At 68.0% G+C, this 14,762-nt stretch carries 15 protein-coding genes and 1 pseudogene; 8 read left to right on the forward strand and 8 right to left on the reverse strand.

All coding sequences use genetic code 11. The features are described from left to right. The first annotated feature begins 86 nt into the window (after positions 1 to 86). From ACE37B_RS24725 to ACE37B_RS24745, 5 genes are all read left to right on the forward strand, one after another. Positions 87 to 488, forward strand: a complete 402-nt coding sequence (locus ACE37B_RS24725) for a YidB family protein (protein WP_409926024.1) — start codon at positions 87 to 89, stop codon at positions 486 to 488. Further along, positions 485 to 1,051 carry a hypothetical protein gene (locus ACE37B_RS24730; RefSeq protein ID WP_409926025.1) on the forward strand — a complete coding sequence of 189 codons (567 nt, stop codon included), beginning with the start codon at positions 485 to 487 and terminating at the stop codon, positions 1,049 to 1,051. The genes ACE37B_RS24725 and ACE37B_RS24730 overlap by 4 nt, the downstream gene beginning before the upstream one ends. Before the next feature lie 90 nt (positions 1,052 to 1,141). Next, the gene (locus ACE37B_RS24735; protein ID WP_409926026.1) at positions 1,142 to 3,748 is read left to right on the forward strand and encodes a DNA translocase FtsK; all 2,607 of its coding nucleotides are present in this window, start codon (positions 1,142 to 1,144) and stop codon (positions 3,746 to 3,748) included. Continuing rightward, the gene (locus tag ACE37B_RS24740; protein WP_409926031.1) at positions 3,745 to 4,131 is read left to right on the forward strand and encodes a DUF3253 domain-containing protein; all 387 of its coding nucleotides are present in this window, start codon (positions 3,745 to 3,747) and stop codon (positions 4,129 to 4,131) included. The genes ACE37B_RS24735 and ACE37B_RS24740 overlap by 4 nt, the downstream gene beginning before the upstream one ends. After that, positions 4,128 to 5,435, forward strand: coding sequence for an FAD-binding domain-containing protein (locus tag ACE37B_RS24745; RefSeq protein WP_409926027.1), 1,308 nt, complete (start codon positions 4,128 to 4,130; stop codon positions 5,433 to 5,435). Before ACE37B_RS24740 ends, ACE37B_RS24745 begins: the two co-directional genes overlap by 4 nt. Positions 5,436 to 6,236: 801 nt before the next feature. Here ACE37B_RS24745 and ACE37B_RS24750 read toward each other — a convergent pair. Then, complete coding sequence (locus ACE37B_RS24750; protein WP_409926028.1) at positions 6,237 to 6,647, reverse strand: PIN domain-containing protein; 411 nt, start codon at positions 6,645 to 6,647, stop codon at positions 6,237 to 6,239. Continuing rightward, entirely contained in the window at positions 6,640 to 6,894 is a 255-nt protein-coding gene (locus ACE37B_RS24755) for a type II toxin-antitoxin system Phd/YefM family antitoxin (RefSeq protein ID WP_409926029.1), read from the reverse strand. The genes ACE37B_RS24750 and ACE37B_RS24755 overlap by 8 nt, the downstream gene beginning before the upstream one ends. A 200-nt stretch (positions 6,895 to 7,094) precedes the next feature. Here ACE37B_RS24755 and ACE37B_RS24760 point away from each other — a divergent pair, with 200 nt between their 5' ends. Then, positions 7,095 to 7,529 carry a 2-oxoglutarate and iron-dependent oxygenase domain-containing protein gene (locus ACE37B_RS24760; protein WP_409926030.1) on the forward strand — a complete coding sequence of 145 codons (435 nt, stop codon included), beginning with the start codon at positions 7,095 to 7,097 and terminating at the stop codon, positions 7,527 to 7,529. On the opposite strand, the pseudogene ACE37B_RS24765 reads toward ACE37B_RS24760, so the two are convergent. Continuing rightward, positions 7,459 to 7,668: pseudogene (locus tag ACE37B_RS24765) on the reverse strand (2-oxoglutarate and iron-dependent oxygenase domain-containing protein); the annotation flags it as partial. The gene ACE37B_RS24760 and the pseudogene ACE37B_RS24765 sit on opposite strands and share 71 nt — an antisense overlap. 200 nt (positions 7,669 to 7,868) lie before the next feature. Between ACE37B_RS24765 and ACE37B_RS24770 the strand changes: the two are divergent. Both ACE37B_RS24770 and ACE37B_RS24775 read left to right on the forward strand, forming a co-directional pair. Further along, positions 7,869 to 8,123 carry a type II toxin-antitoxin system Phd/YefM family antitoxin gene (locus tag ACE37B_RS24770; RefSeq protein WP_409926029.1) on the forward strand — a complete coding sequence of 85 codons (255 nt, stop codon included), beginning with the start codon at positions 7,869 to 7,871 and terminating at the stop codon, positions 8,121 to 8,123. Continuing rightward, positions 8,116 to 8,526 carry a PIN domain-containing protein gene (locus ACE37B_RS24775; protein ID WP_409926028.1) on the forward strand — a complete coding sequence of 137 codons (411 nt, stop codon included), beginning with the start codon at positions 8,116 to 8,118 and terminating at the stop codon, positions 8,524 to 8,526. Before ACE37B_RS24770 ends, ACE37B_RS24775 begins: the two co-directional genes overlap by 8 nt. 801 nt (positions 8,527 to 9,327) lie before the next feature. On the opposite strand, the gene ACE37B_RS24780 is transcribed toward ACE37B_RS24775, so the two are convergent. From ACE37B_RS24780 to ACE37B_RS24800, 5 genes are all read right to left on the reverse strand, one after another. Beyond that, positions 9,328 to 10,635: an FAD-binding domain-containing protein gene (locus tag ACE37B_RS24780; RefSeq protein ID WP_409926027.1), complete on the reverse strand. Its 1,308-nt coding sequence runs from the start codon at positions 10,633 to 10,635 to the stop codon at positions 9,328 to 9,330. Beyond that, entirely contained in the window at positions 10,632 to 11,018 is a 387-nt protein-coding gene (locus tag ACE37B_RS24785) for a DUF3253 domain-containing protein (protein ID WP_409926031.1), read from the reverse strand. Before ACE37B_RS24785 ends, ACE37B_RS24780 begins: the two co-directional genes overlap by 4 nt. Continuing rightward, positions 11,015 to 13,621: a DNA translocase FtsK gene (locus tag ACE37B_RS24790; RefSeq protein WP_409926026.1), complete on the reverse strand. Its 2,607-nt coding sequence runs from the start codon at positions 13,619 to 13,621 to the stop codon at positions 11,015 to 11,017. The genes ACE37B_RS24785 and ACE37B_RS24790 overlap by 4 nt, the downstream gene beginning before the upstream one ends. 90 nt (positions 13,622 to 13,711) lie before the next feature. After that, positions 13,712 to 14,278, reverse strand: coding sequence for a hypothetical protein (locus ACE37B_RS24795; protein ID WP_409926025.1), 567 nt, complete (start codon positions 14,276 to 14,278; stop codon positions 13,712 to 13,714). Further along, positions 14,275 to 14,676: a YidB family protein gene (locus ACE37B_RS24800; RefSeq protein WP_409926024.1), complete on the reverse strand. Its 402-nt coding sequence runs from the start codon at positions 14,674 to 14,676 to the stop codon at positions 14,275 to 14,277. Before ACE37B_RS24800 ends, ACE37B_RS24795 begins: the two co-directional genes overlap by 4 nt. Positions 14,677 to 14,762 lie beyond the last annotated feature (86 nt).

The raw sequence follows: 14,762 nt of genomic DNA on the forward strand, positions 1-14,762 counted from the left end.
GACGCATCCGAACGTGACGTGAGTCGACGCATCCGAACGTGACGTGAGTCGACGCGTCTGGCGCACGGTGGCAATAGCCTGCCGCCATGGCACTCATGGACCTGCTCGGTGGACTCCTCGGCAAGAAGGCGCCGAAGTCGGGTAACGCACTGCTCGACTCGCTGTTGCCGATGCTGCTCAAGGGCGGAGGTGTCGGCGGTCTGCTCGGCAAGTTCACCGGCGCGGGTTTCGACCAGAAGGCGAAGAGCTGGGTCGGGACCGGCGAGAATCAGCCGTTGGATCCCGACGAAGTCGAGCAGGCGCTGGGAACCGACGAGGTCGACGAACTGGCCCGTAGAGCAGGTGTGTCTCGCGACGAGGCCAAGTCCGGGCTCGCCGGGATGATCCCGGGGCTCGTCGACCAGTTGTCGCCGGGTGGATCACTGCCGACCGGCAACCTCGCGAAGTCGCTGAAGGGTCTCGACTTCGGCGCCATCCTCGGTCGGTGACCACCAGGCGCCGGCTCGTACGGGAGGTTCGCCAGCGTCGTCGCGCTGCGTCATCGCTGTGGGGGGCGGTCATCGCCTTCGCTGCGCTGACCGGTTGCTCGGGCGGGGCACCGGCGACGGACGGCCCGATCGACTCCGACGACGTGCCGGCGTTGATCGCGGATGTCGGTTCGGCGATCGCTGCGGTCGACGAGGAACTCGGCGGGCCGCAGGAGTACTTCGAGGTGACCTCCAACGGCCGGTTCGTCAACGTGTTCGTGGCCACGAACGAAGCGACCGTCGCAGTGCCGTACGTGTTCCTCCATGGCGAAGTGCAGCCGCCCGGTCCGGCCCAGGAGGGCGCCGAAGGCCGAACGTTCGTGGCTTCCGACCTCGATTTCGATGCGACCCGGATCCTCAGCCGGGTGGAGGCGGAGTTGCCGGCGACGTCGATCGAGGCGATCAGCGTCTACGGCGACGGAATCGGCGCCACCTACGTGCTCGCGGGCCGGTCGGAGGCGGGTGGCCTGCTCGACATCGTGGTCGGTCCTGACGGCCAGATCCTGTCCGTCGATCCGCTCTGACGGGTCGGCCCCGTCGTCGTCGACGCCTGGTGACGGACTCGCGCGGGTGTTCCCACCTGTGTGACAGTCCATTGGTACGGTGGGGTCGTCATGACTACCTGGGGCCCTGGCGGCAAGAAATCGAGCGGACGCCGCTCGACGAACGTGAATTCGTCGTCGCGAACCTCCAAGACCTCGCGTGCTGGCTCTGGTTCGGGTTCTCGCCGGTCCGAGTCGTCGTCACGATCGGGCCGCGGGTCGGTACGCGACGCGACGCCGCCGGAGATCGCCGCGGGCCGACATCGTGCCGCGCGAGAGTTGCGGGGCGCCGTCGGCGGCCGCGAGCACGAGTTCATCGGCCTCGGACTCATCGCGGTGAGCGTGCTGCTCGGGCTGGCGATCTACCTCGACCTGGCGGGTCCGCTGGGCCGTGGGGTCGAGACGCTGATCGGGTGGTTCACCGGGCTCGGCCGTTTCGCCGTTCCGCTCGTGCTCCTCGCCATCGGCGTGTCGCTGGTACGCCGTGGTCGTTCTCACAGTCCGATCCGTCTGGCGATCGCGTGGACGGTGGTGAGCTTGTCGATGCTCGGCTTGATCCACCTCGGCCGGCGCGACCCCGACGCGACCGGTTTCGATCGATTCGGCGACTGGGGTGGCTGGCTCGGCGCTGCGGTGTCGGAGCCGTTGTCGGCGTTGATCGCCACTCCTGGAGCGGTGGTCGTGCTCGTCGTGCTGGTGCTCGGCGGATTGATGCTCGTCACGCAGACCTCGCTGCGCACGATGGCGACGCAAACCGGCGGGTTCCTCAACGGTGTGCTCCGGCCACTCGGGCGGGCGGCGCGTTCCGGCATCGGCAACATCACGACGTTGTCGAGCGATCGCGACGAGAGCGCGGAGCTGGCGTCCCCGAGCCTGTTCGACGACGCGGCGCCCAGCACCGGTTCCGTCGCCGGTGAGGCGCTCCCGAGCGGTGGCGGTGCGAGCGGCGCAGCGCTGTATGACTTCGAATCCGATGGCGACGACTTCGGCGCCTCGGAGCGAGGTGAAGCCGACAAGCCGGCCAAGCAGCGTTCCAAGCCGAAGCTGTCGACCGGCTCGAGCGCCACGTCGGGTGCCCGCAAGCTCGACGGTGAGCGTGTCGGCGACTGGGTGCTCCCGCCCCTCAAGCTGCTCGTCCAGGCAGGTGAGCAAAAGGTCGACCGCAAGGCCATCGAGGCGCGCGGCGAGACCCTGCAACAGTCGCTCGAGTCGCACAATGTCGAAACCGAACTGATCGGTATGACGGTCGGCCCGACGGTGACCCGCTACGAACTCGAACTGGGCCTCGGGGTCAAAGTCGCGAAGGTCACCAACCTGCAGAAGGACATCGCCTATGCGATGGCCGCCACCGACGTACGTATCCTCGCGCCGATCCCGGGACGGTCGGCGATCGGTGTCGAAGTGCCGAACCATCAGCGCCAACTCGTGGCGCTCGGCGACCTGTTGTCGTCCGACGAAGCGGTGCGTGCGACGAACCCGCTCGAAGTCGCCGTGGGCAAGGACATCGCTGGCAAGACGGTGATGCTCGACCTCGCCGCGACCCCGCACCTCCTCATCGCCGGCGCTACCGGAGCGGGCAAGTCGAGTGGCATCAACTGCATCATCACCTCGTTGCTGATGCGTACGACGCCTGACGACGTGCGGCTCATCCTCATCGACCCGAAACAGGTCGAGATGGGCCAGTATCAGCGGCTCCCGCACCTGTTGACGCAGCCGGTGACCAACCCGAAGAAGGCCGCCAACGCACTCGGGTGGGCGGTCAAGGAGATGGAGCGTCGCTACGACGTGCTCTCCGAGATCGGGTACCGCGACATCACCGGCTACAACAAGGCGTTCAAGGCGGGCAAGATCAGCGACCCGCCCGGCACCGACCCCGATGGGCCGCCGGTGTACGAGCACATGCCCTACATCGTGGTGGTCGTCGACGAGTTGAACGACCTGATGATGGTGGCTGCTCGCGATGTCGAGGAGTCGATCACTCGGATCGCGCAGAAGGCCCGCGCCGTGGGCATCCACCTGATCGTGGCGACCCAGCGACCGTCGGTCAACGTGATCACCGGTGTCATCAAGGCCAACATTCCCGCCCGGATGGCGTTCGCCGTGTCGAGTCTGACCGACTCTCGAGTCATCCTCGATCAGCCCGGCGCCGACAAGCTCGTCGGCAAGGGCGACATGCTGCTGCTGCCCGGCAACTCCTCGGTCGCCAACCGTATCCAGGGCGCCTTCATCACCGAAGACGAGGTTCGCGAGGTCGTCGCGCACTGGAAGACGCAGGCTCCGGAGCCGGTCACGTCGGCCGAGATCGAGGCGGGCGACGACGGCCCGGGTGCCAGCGCTGGGATGACGGCGATGAGTTCACCGGCGCTCACCCCGCCGCCGCCGTCGGCGATGGACGCGAGCGCGCTCGACGTCACCTCCGACGCAAATGCGTTCTCGGCGGGGGAGGAGGACGAAGACACCGCGATGATGCGCCAGGCGATGGAACTCGTCGTGCGCAGCCAGCTCGGGTCGACGTCGATGCTGCAACGAAAGCTGAAGGTCGGTTTCGCCCGAGCCGGTCGCATCATGGACCTGCTCGAACAGCGCGGTGTCGTCGGCCCGAGCGAAGGCTCCAAGGCCCGGGCGGTCTTGATGACCGTCGAGGAGTTCGAGCTGCTGCAGCAGAACGGCCAGCTCTGAGCACGACGCCTGCCTCGAAGAGCTGCGTGTCGTGCGGCCGCACGATCGAGTGGCGAAAGAAGTGGGAGCGTGACTGGGAGTCGGTCAAGTACTGCTCGGATGCCTGCCGACGGGCGAAGGTGTCCGACGTCGATCGAGCCCTCGAAGCGGCGATCCTCGAACTGCTCGACGCTCGCTCGGCCGGTGCCACGATCTGTCCGTCGGAGGCCGCCAAGCGTGTCGCCGGGGTCGACGACGAGGCTGGGTGGCGGGCGCTGATGGAGCCGGCGCGTCGAGCTGCCCGCCGACTCGTGGCGAGCGGTGACGTCGAGGTGACCCAGCGCGGCAGGCCCGTCGATCCGTCGACGGCGAAGGGCCCGATCCGGATTCGGCGGCGCCGATGACGGTTCGCCTCCCGACCCCGGCGCCGGGGATCGACGCAGCGGTCGAGTTCGTCGGCGAGCATTTCGCCGGTCTGTTCGACGGGCCGCTCGCTGCGTCCGGACGGTTCCGCGGGGGACAGGGTGCCGCCGACGCTGCGCTCGACGCGTTCGACGTGGCGGGATACGCCCGACAGCGCAACGAGGTGCTCCCGCACTCGGCCCGTGGAGCGTCGGGGCTGTCGCCGTACATCCGCCACGGCCTCTTGCCACTCCGACGGGTCTGGGACCATGTCGGTGTCGACGCGGCGATCGATCCCGACGGAGCGGTCGACGGGGGGCGATCGAGCGGTACGTCGGGCGGCGATGTCGCCAAGTTCCGCGACGAGTTGCTGTGGCAGGAGTTCGCTCGCCACTGGTACGCCCGCCTCGGCATGCGCACCACGGCCGGGGTGCGCCGAGAACTCGACGCGGGCGCCGACGACACCGTGGTGCCGGGCGTCGACGGTTGGGACCGGTCGATGCGCTGCGTCGACGTCACCCTCGCGGAACTCGAGTCCGACGGCTGGTTGGTCAATCAGACACGGATGTGGCTGGCGAGCGACTGGTCGATCCGGCGAGGCTGGCGATGGCGTGACGGCGAGGACGTGTTCTTCTCTCATCTGCTCGACGGATCGCGTGCGGCGAATCGGCTCGGCTGGCAATGGACCACCGGTGTCGGCTCGTCGAAGCACTACGGGTTCTCGCGTTGGCAGGTCGCCAAGCGCGCACCGTCGCTGTGCGCCGAGTGTGTGCACTCGTCGGCGTGCCCGATCGAGTCGTGGCCGAGCGACCCCGAGTTCGTCGCCGTCGACCCTCCCGCGTCGCTACGGCGAGCGTCGGGCCCGACGCTGGTCGGGCCTGCATCGGTCGTGACCGGCGCAGGCCCCGAGGCGGTGTGGCTCACGGCCGAGTCGCTCGGGCACGCCGACCCCGCAGCGGCCGCTCACCCGGAGCTCGGGGTCGTGTTCGTGTTCGACCGACCGCTCCTCGAACGTCTGCGTCTCTCCGCGAAGCGGCTCGTGTTCCTCGTCGAGACGCTGGCCGAGTGGGCGGCGATGCGCCCGGTGGAGCTTTGGCTCGGCTCACCCGCCGAGTCACTCGAAGGTCGTCGCGTGGCGGTGACACACGCTCCAGTGCCCGGGTTCGCCCGTCACGCTGACCGGATCCACCCCGTGGAAGTCCACCCGTGGCCGTGGCTCGCTCGTCCGAGCACCGGCAGCGTCGCGAGCTTTTCCGCGTGGCGGCGCTCGGTGTCGATCGAACGTGCGACCAACCTTCCGAGGTAGCGCGGCCTCCGGCAGCCGCCCGGTCGACCGCCACGGTGACTCGGCCGGCGAGAGGTGACGTCCCCAGTCGTTGCGAGTTTGCGCGCGACGGGACAGTTCCGCGCTCCGGACGTGCCGATCACGAGCGGGCTGCGGGTCGACCGAACGACGTTGTTCTGATCGCCTTTCGAGCAGGCTGGTTGCCCGATCCGCCTGCGCCTCGGGCGATCCGAGTCCGCCCGTGTCACCGTGCCGACTAGCTTGCATCGCGTGCGCTCGAAGCGAGTCCTCTGGTCTGTGATCGTCATGTGTGCGCTCGCTACGGGCTGTTCCGAAGGCAACTCGACGGCGGGAGTGCCCGGGCCAGCCAACTCGATCGACGGGCAGCTTCCGACACTGAATGACGGAGAGAACCTTCCACCCGGCGAGGCGCACACGTTCGTCGTGGGAACTCACTGCGGTGTTCGGGTTCTTGGTCGTCAGATCAACGGCGTCAGCTGGATCACCGACGAAGCATCTCCGACCACCGATTGGTTGCCACCCGAGTGGACAGAGGCAATCGCGGGCGGACAGGAGTTGATTGCTCTCTCGGTCGAGCGCTCGGCTGACGGTGACGTACTTGTAGCAACGGCAGAGGATGTGTCGGTGACATACCGGCCCGTCACGGAGACAGACCCGGTTCCGGCTGCGCCTGAGTCACTCTGCGACGCAAGGCCCGATGCCGACTGGCCTGCGTAATCTGGAGCGGGCATGCCCGAGCACACCCGTGCCGTTCCAGTGGAGGTCGAAGAGTCTGATGGCGTGAGTGATCACGAGCGGACGTCAGATTGCGATGATGTCGACGAGGCCGTCCAGAGCCGCGAAGTCACTCGGGTTCCGTGTGCAGAGCGGCAACTCGACGGAGCAGGCGACTGCGGCGATCATCAAGTCGACCGCTCGTGCGCCTCGCGCTTTGCGGCCGGCAGCAGCCACGGCGGCGTAGATGCGGCCGTAGGCCCGAGCTGCGTCGGCATCAAAGGGCAACGGAGAGAATGCTGCTTCGGTTCGTTGTAGTCGATCCTGGCGACGGGCTCGCTCTGCTGCGTCGGCGGCAGCGTGAGGACCCGCCGCGAGTTCGGCCATGGTGAGTGCTGTCACGGCAACCTCAGCCGGCAGCACGCTGACGTCGATGGTGTCGAGGTCGATGACGACGGATGTGTCGAGCACGCCGCGTGCCACGCGCTGGTCAGGCACGCGGTTCGATGCTCTGATCGGCGACTGCGTCGAGGTCTCGTCGGAACTGTTCGCCGTCGATGGCCGGGGCGGCCTGGAAGAGGTGTGCGATGGAGTCCGCCGTCACGAAGCGAAGACGCCGAAGCGGGGTGAGTTCGCCGACGGGTACGCCGTTGCGCGTGACGACGAAGGACTCGCCTTCGTCGAGGCGGCGCATGATCTCTCCGCTGCCGTTGCGGAGCTCCCGTTGGGTGACGACCTGACTCATCCCGACATCGTAGCACGACGTGCTACACCCGCTCGGAAATGTTCAACGAGGCACAGAAACAACCCGCCCGATAGCCGGCATTTCTGCGCAATGAAGGGTGTCCCAAAGCGCGCGGGGATTGCCCCTGAGATCGGATCCCCGAAGCGCCGCGCTGGGACGCTCGCGGTGCGTCGTCTGATGCGGCGCTAGCGTCGCTGGGCATGGGGATCCCCGTCATCGATCTCGACGGATTCGTCGGCGGCGACGCCGACCATCGACGGCGACTCGGCGTCGCCACCGACCGAGCCTGTCGTGACGTCGGCTTCTTCTCGGTGGTCGGGCACGGGATCCCCGACGACGTCATCGACGCCGCACACGCTCGTGCGCTCGACTTCTTCGATCTGCCCGAGGGCGACCGCCTCGCGGTCGCCATGCCCGAGCCTGGTTACCCCTACGGCTACAACCCGTTTCTCGCCGAGTCGTTGAACCGGTCGCGGGGGGGGGGGGGCCCCCCCCCCCCCGCGACCGGTTCAACGACTCGGCGAGAAACGGGTTGTAGCCGTAGGGGTAACCAGGCTCGGGCATGGCGACCGCGAGGCGGTCGCCCTCGGGCAGATCGAAGAAGTCGAGCGCACGAGCGTGTGCGGCGTCGATGACGTCGTCGGGGATCCCGTGCCCGACCACCGAGAAGAAGCCGACGTCACGACAGGCTCGGTCGGTGGCGACGCCGAGTCGCCGTCGATGGTCGGCGTCGCCGCCGACGAATCCGTCGAGATCGATGACGGGGATCCCCATGCCCAGCGACGCTAGCGCCGCATCAGACGACGCACCGCGAGCGTCCCAGCGCGGCGCTTCGGGGATCCGATCTCAGGGGCAATCCCCGCGCGCTTTGGGACACCCTTCATTGCGCAGAAATGCCGGCTATCGGGCGGGTTGTTTCTGTGCCTCGTTGAACATTTCCGAGCGGGTGTAGCACGTCGTGCTACGATGTCGGGATGAGTCAGGTCGTCACCCAACGGGAGCTCCGCAACGGCAGCGGAGAGATCATGCGCCGCCTCGACGAAGGCGAGTCCTTCGTCGTCACGCGCAACGGCGTACCCGTCGGCGAACTCACCCCGCTTCGGCGTCTTCGCTTCGTGACGGCGGACTCCATCGCACACCTCTTCCAGGCCGCCCCGGCCATCGACGGCGAACAGTTCCGACGAGACCTCGACGCAGTCGCCGATCAGAGCATCGAACCGCGTGCCTGACCAGCGCGTGGCACGCGGCGTGCTCGACACATCCGTCGTCATCGACCTCGACACCATCGACGTCAGCGTGCTGCCGGCTGAGGTTGCCGTGACAGCACTCACCATGGCCGAACTCGCGGCGGGTCCTCACGCTGCCGCCGACGCAGCAGAGCGAGCCCGTCGCCAGGATCGACTACAACGAACCGAAGCAGCATTCTCTCCGTTGCCCTTTGATGCCGACGCAGCTCGGGCCTACGGCCGCATCTACGCCGCCGTGGCTGCTGCCGGCCGCAAAGCGCGAGGCGCACGAGCGGTCGACTTGATGATCGCCGCAGTCGCCTGCTCCGTCGAGTTGCCGCTCTGCACACGGAACCCGAGTGACTTCGCGGCTCTGGACGGCCTCGTCGACATCATCGCAATCTGACGTCCGCTCGTGATCACTCACGCCATCAGACTCTTCGACCTCCACTGGAACGGCACGGGTGTGCTCGGGCATGCCCGCTCCAGATTACGCAGGCCAGTCGGCATCGGGCCTTGCGTCGCAGAGTGACTCAGGCGCAGCCGGAACCGGGTCTGTCTCCGTGACGGGCCGGTATGTCACCGACACATCCTCTGCCGTTGCTACAAGTACGTCACCGTCAGCCGAGCGCTCGACCGAGAGAGCAATCAACTCCTGTCCGCCCGCGATTGCCTCTGTCCACTCGGGTGGCAACCAATCGGTGGTCGGAGATGCTTCGTCGGTGATCCAGCTGACGCCGTTGATCTGACGACCAAGAACCCGAACACCGCAGTGAGTTCCCACGACGAACGTGTGCGCCTCGCCGGGTGGAAGGTTCTCTCCGTCATTCAGTGTCGGAAGCTGCCCGTCGATCGAGTTGGCTGGCCCGGGCACTCCCGCCGTCGAGTTGCCTTCGGAACAGCCCGTAGCGAGCGCACACATGACGATCACAGACCAGAGGACTCGCTTCGAGCGCACGCGATGCAAGCTAGTCGGCACGGTGACACGGGCGGACTCGGATCGCCCGAGGCGCAGGCGGATCGGGCAACCAGCCTGCTCGAAAGGCGATCAGAACAACGTCGTTCGGTCGACCCGCAGCCCGCTCGTGATCGGCACGTCCGGAGCGCGGAACTGTCCCGTCGCGCGCAAACTCGCAACGACTGGGGACGTCACCTCTCGCCGGCCGAGTCACCGTGGCGGTCGACCGGGCGGCTGCCGGAGGCCGCGCTACCTCGGAAGGTTGGTCGCACGTTCGATCGACACCGAGCGCCGCCACGCGGAAAAGCTCGCGACGCTGCCGGTGCTCGGACGAGCGAGCCACGGCCACGGGTGGACTTCCACGGGGTGGATCCGGTCAGCGTGACGGGCGAACCCGGGCACTGGAGCGTGTGTCACCGCCACGCGACGACCTTCGAGTGACTCGGCGGGTGAGCCGAGCCAAAGCTCCACCGGGCGCATCGCCGCCCACTCGGCCAGCGTCTCGACGAGGAACACGAGCCGCTTCGCGGAGAGACGCAGACGTTCGAGGAGCGGTCGGTCGAACACGAACACGACCCCGAGCTCCGGGTGAGCGGCCGCTGCGGGGTCGGCGTGCCCGAGCGACTCGGCCGTGAGCCACACCGCCTCGGGGCCTGCGCCGGTCACGACCGATGCAGGCCCGACCAGCGTCGGGCCCGACGCTCGCCGTAGCGACGCGGGAGGGTCGACGGCGACGAACTCGGGGTCGCTCGGCCACGACTCGATCGGGCACGCCGACGAGTGCACACACTCGGCGCACAGCGACGGTGCGCGCTTGGCGACCTGCCAACGCGAGAACCCGTAGTGCTTCGACGAGCCGACACCGGTGGTCCATTGCCAGCCGAGCCGATTCGCCGCACGCGATCCGTCGAGCAGATGAGAGAAGAACACGTCCTCGCCGTCACGCCATCGCCAGCCTCGCCGGATCGACCAGTCGCTCGCCAGCCACATCCGTGTCTGATTGACCAACCAGCCGTCGGACTCGAGTTCCGCGAGGGTGACGTCGACGCAGCGCATCGACCGGTCCCAACCGTCGACGCCCGGCACCACGGTGTCGTCGGCGCCCGCGTCGAGTTCTCGGCGCACCCCGGCCGTGGTGCGCATGCCGAGGCGGGCGTACCAGTGGCGAGCGAACTCCTGCCACAGCAACTCGTCGCGGAACTTGGCGACATCGCCGCCCGACGTACCGCTCGATCGCCCCCCGTCGACCGCTCCGTCGGGATCGATCGCCGCGTCGACACCGACATGGTCCCAGACCCGTCGGAGTGGCAAGAGGCCGTGGCGGATGTACGGCGACAGCCCCGACGCTCCACGGGCCGAGTGCGGGAGCACCTCGTTGCGCTGTCGGGCGTATCCCGCCACGTCGAACGCGTCGAGCGCAGCGTCGGCGGCACCCTGTCCCCCGCGGAACCGTCCGGACGCAGCGAGCGGCCCGTCGAACAGACCGGCGAAATGCTCGCCGACGAACTCGACCGCTGCGTCGATCCCCGGCGCCGGGGTCGGGAGGCGAACCGTCATCGGCGCCGCCGAATCCGGATCGGGCCCTTCGCCGTCGACGGATCGACGGGCCTGCCGCGCTGGGTCACCTCGACGTCACCGCTCGCCACGAGTCGGCGGGCAGCTCGACGCGCCGGCTCCATCAGCGCCCGCCACCCAGCCTCGTCGTCGACCCCGGCGACACGCTTGGCGGCCTCCGACGGACAGATCGTGGCACCGGCCGAGCGAGCGTCGAGCAGTTCGAGGATCGCCGCTTCGAGGGCTCGATCGACGTCGGACACCTTCGCCCGTCGGCAGGCATCCGAGCAGTACTTGACCGACTCCCAGTCACGCTCCCACTTCTTTCGCCACTCGATCGTGCGGCCGCACGACACGCAGCTCTTCGAGGCAGGCGTCGTGCTCAGAGCTGGCCGTTCTGCTGCAGCAGCTCGAACTCCTCGACGGTCATCAAGACCGCCCGGGCCTTGGAGCCTTCGCTCGGGCCGACGACACCGCGCTGTTCGAGCAGGTCCATGATGCGACCGGCTCGGGCGAAACCGACCTTCAGCTTTCGTTGCAGCATCGACGTCGACCCGAGCTGGCTGCGCACGACGAGTTCCATCGCCTGGCGCATCATCGCGGTGTCTTCGTCCTCCTCCCCCGCCGAGAACGCATTTGCGTCGGAGGTGACGTCGAGCGCGCTCGCGTCCATCGCCGACGGCGGCGGCGGGGTGAGCGCCGGTGAACTCATCGCCGTCATCCCAGCGCTGGCACCCGGGCCGTCGTCGCCCGCCTCGATCTCGGCCGACGTGACCGGCTCCGGAGCCTGCGTCTTCCAGTGCGCGACGACCTCGCGAACCTCGTCTTCGGTGATGAAGGCGCCCTGGATACGGTTGGCGACCGAGGAGTTGCCGGGCAGCAGCAGCATGTCGCCCTTGCCGACGAGCTTGTCGGCGCCGGGCTGATCGAGGATGACTCGAGAGTCGGTCAGACTCGACACGGCGAACGCCATCCGGGCGGGAATGTTGGCCTTGATGACACCGGTGATCACGTTGACCGACGGTCGCTGGGTCGCCACGATCAGGTGGATGCCCACGGCGCGGGCCTTCTGCGCGATCCGAGTGATCGACTCCTCGACATCGCGAGCAGCCACCATCATCAGGTCGTTCAACTCGTCGACGACCACCACGATGTAGGGCATGTGCTCGTACACCGGCGGCCCATCGGGGTCGGTGCCGGGCGGGTCGCTGATCTTGCCCGCCTTGAACGCCTTGTTGTAGCCGGTGATGTCGCGGTACCCGATCTCGGAGAGCACGTCGTAGCGACGCTCCATCTCCTTGACCGCCCACCCGAGTGCGTTGGCGGCCTTCTTCGGGTTGGTCACCGGCTGCGTCAACAGGTGCGGGAGCCGCTGATACTGGCCCATCTCGACCTGTTTCGGGTCGATGAGGATGAGCCGCACGTCGTCAGGCGTCGTACGCATCAGCAACGAGGTGATGATGCAGTTGATGCCACTCGACTTGCCCGCTCCGGTAGCGCCGGCGATGAGGAGGTGCGGGGTCGCGGCGAGGTCGAGCATCACCGTCTTGCCAGCGATGTCCTTGCCCACGGCGACTTCGAGCGGGTTCGTCGCACGCACCGCTTCGTCGGACGACAACAGGTCGCCGAGCGCCACGAGTTGGCGCTGATGGTTCGGCACTTCGACACCGATCGCCGACCGTCCCGGGATCGGCGCGAGGATACGTACGTCGGTGGCGGCCATCGCATAGGCGATGTCCTTCTGCAGGTTGGTGACCTTCGCGACTTTGACCCCGAGGCCCAGTTCGAGTTCGTAGCGGGTCACCGTCGGGCCGACCGTCATACCGATCAGTTCGGTTTCGACATTGTGCGACTCGAGCGACTGTTGCAGGGTCTCGCCGCGCGCCTCGATGGCCTTGCGGTCGACCTTTTGCTCACCTGCCTGGACGAGCAGCTTGAGGGGCGGGAGCACCCAGTCGCCGACACGCTCACCGTCGAGCTTGCGGGCACCCGACGTGGCGCTCGAGCCGGTCGACAGCTTCGGCTTGGAACGCTGCTTGGCCGGCTTGTCGGCTTCACCTCGCTCCGAGGCGCCGAAGTCGTCGCCATCGGATTCGAAGTCATACAGCGCTGCGCCGCTCGCACCGCCACCGCTCGGGAGCGCCTCACCGGCGACGGAACCGGTGCTGGGCGCCGCGTCGTCGAACAGGCTCGGGGACGCCAGCTCCGCGCTCTCGTCGCGATCGCTCGACAACGTCGTGATGTTGCCGATGCCGGAACGCGCCGCCCGCCCGAGTGGCCGGAGCACACCGTTGAGGAACCCGCCGGTTTGCGTCGCCATCGTGCGCAGCGAGGTCTGCGTGACGAGCATCAATCCGCCGAGCACCAGCACGACGAGCACGACCACCGCTCCAGGAGTGGCGATCAACGCCGACAACGGCTCCGACACCGCAGCGCCGAGCCAGCCACCCCAGTCGCCGAATCGATCGAAACCGGTCGCGTCGGGGTCGCGCCGGCCGAGGTGGATCAAGCCGAGCATCGACAAGCTCACCACCGTCCACGCGATCGCCAGACGGATCGGACTGTGAGAACGACCACGGCGTACCAGCGACACGCCGATGGCGAGGAGCACGAGCGGAACGGCGAAACGGCCGAGCCCGGTGAACCACCCGATCAGCGTCTCGACCCCACGGCCCAGCGGACCCGCCAGGTCGAGGTAGATCGCCAGCCCGAGCAGCACGCTCACCGCGATGAGTCCGAGGCCGATGAACTCGTGCTCGCGGCCGCCGACGGCGCCCCGCAACTCTCGCGCGGCACGATGTCGGCCCGCGGCGATCTCCGGCGGCGTCGCGTCGCGTACCGACCCGCGGCCCGATCGTGACGACGACTCGGACCGGCGAGAACCCGAACCAGAGCCAGCACGCGAGGTCTTGGAGGTTCGCGACGACGAATTCACGTTCGTCGAGCGGCGTCCGCTCGATTTCTTGCCGCCAGGGCCCCAGGTAGTCATGACGACCCCACCGTACCAATGGACTGTCACACAGGTGGGAACACCCGCGCGAGTCCGTCACCAGGCGTCGACGACGACGGGGCCGACCCGTCAGAGCGGATCGACGGACAGGATCTGGCCGTCAGGACCGACCACGATGTCGAGCAGGCCACCCGCCTCCGACCGGCCCGCGAGCACGTAGGTGGCGCCGATTCCGTCGCCGTAGACGCTGATCGCCTCGATCGACGTCGCCGGCAACTCCGCCTCCACCCGGCTGAGGATCCGGGTCGCATCGAAATCGAGGTCGGAAGCCACGAACGTTCGGCCTTCGGCGCCCTCCTGGGCCGGACCGGGCGGCTGCACTTCGCCATGGAGGAACACGTACGGCACTGCGACGGTCGCTTCGTTCGTGGCCACGAACACGTTGACGAACCGGCCGTTGGAGGTCACCTCGAAGTACTCCTGCGGCCCGCCGAGTTCCTCGTCGACCGCAGCGATCGCCGAACCGACATCCGCGATCAACGCCGGCACGTCGTCGGAGTCGATCGGGCCGTCCGTCGCCGGTGCCCCGCCCGAGCAACCGGTCAGCGCAGCGAAGGCGATGACCGCCCCCCACAGCGATGACGCAGCGCGACGACGCTGGCGAACCTCCCGTACGAGCCGGCGCCTGGTGGTCACCGACCGAGGATGGCGCCGAAGTCGAGACCCTTCAGCGACTTCGCGAGGTTGCCGGTCGGCAGTGATCCACCCGGCGACAACTGGTCGACGAGCCCCGGGATCATCCCGGCGAGCCCGGACTTGGCCTCGTCGCGAGACACACCTGCTCTACGGGCCAGTTCGTCGACCTCGTCGGTTCCCAGCGCCTGCTCGACTTCGTCGGGATCCAACGGCTGATTCTCGCCGGTCCCGACCCAGCTCTTCGCCTTCTGGTCGAAACCCGCGCCGGTGAACTTGCCGAGCAGACCGCCGACACCTCCGCCCTTGAGCAGCATCGGCAACAGCGAGTCGAGCAGTGCGTTACCCGACTTCGGCGCCTTCTTGCCGAGGAGTCCACCGAGCAGGTCCATGAGTGCCATGGCGGCAGGCTATTGCCACCGTGCGCCAGACGCGTCGACTCACGTCACGTTCGGATGCGTCGACTCACGTCACGTTCGGATGCGTC

This window comes from Ilumatobacter sp. (assembly GCF_046290335.1).
GTDB lineage: Bacteria > Actinomycetota > Acidimicrobiia > Acidimicrobiales > Ilumatobacteraceae > Ilumatobacter_A.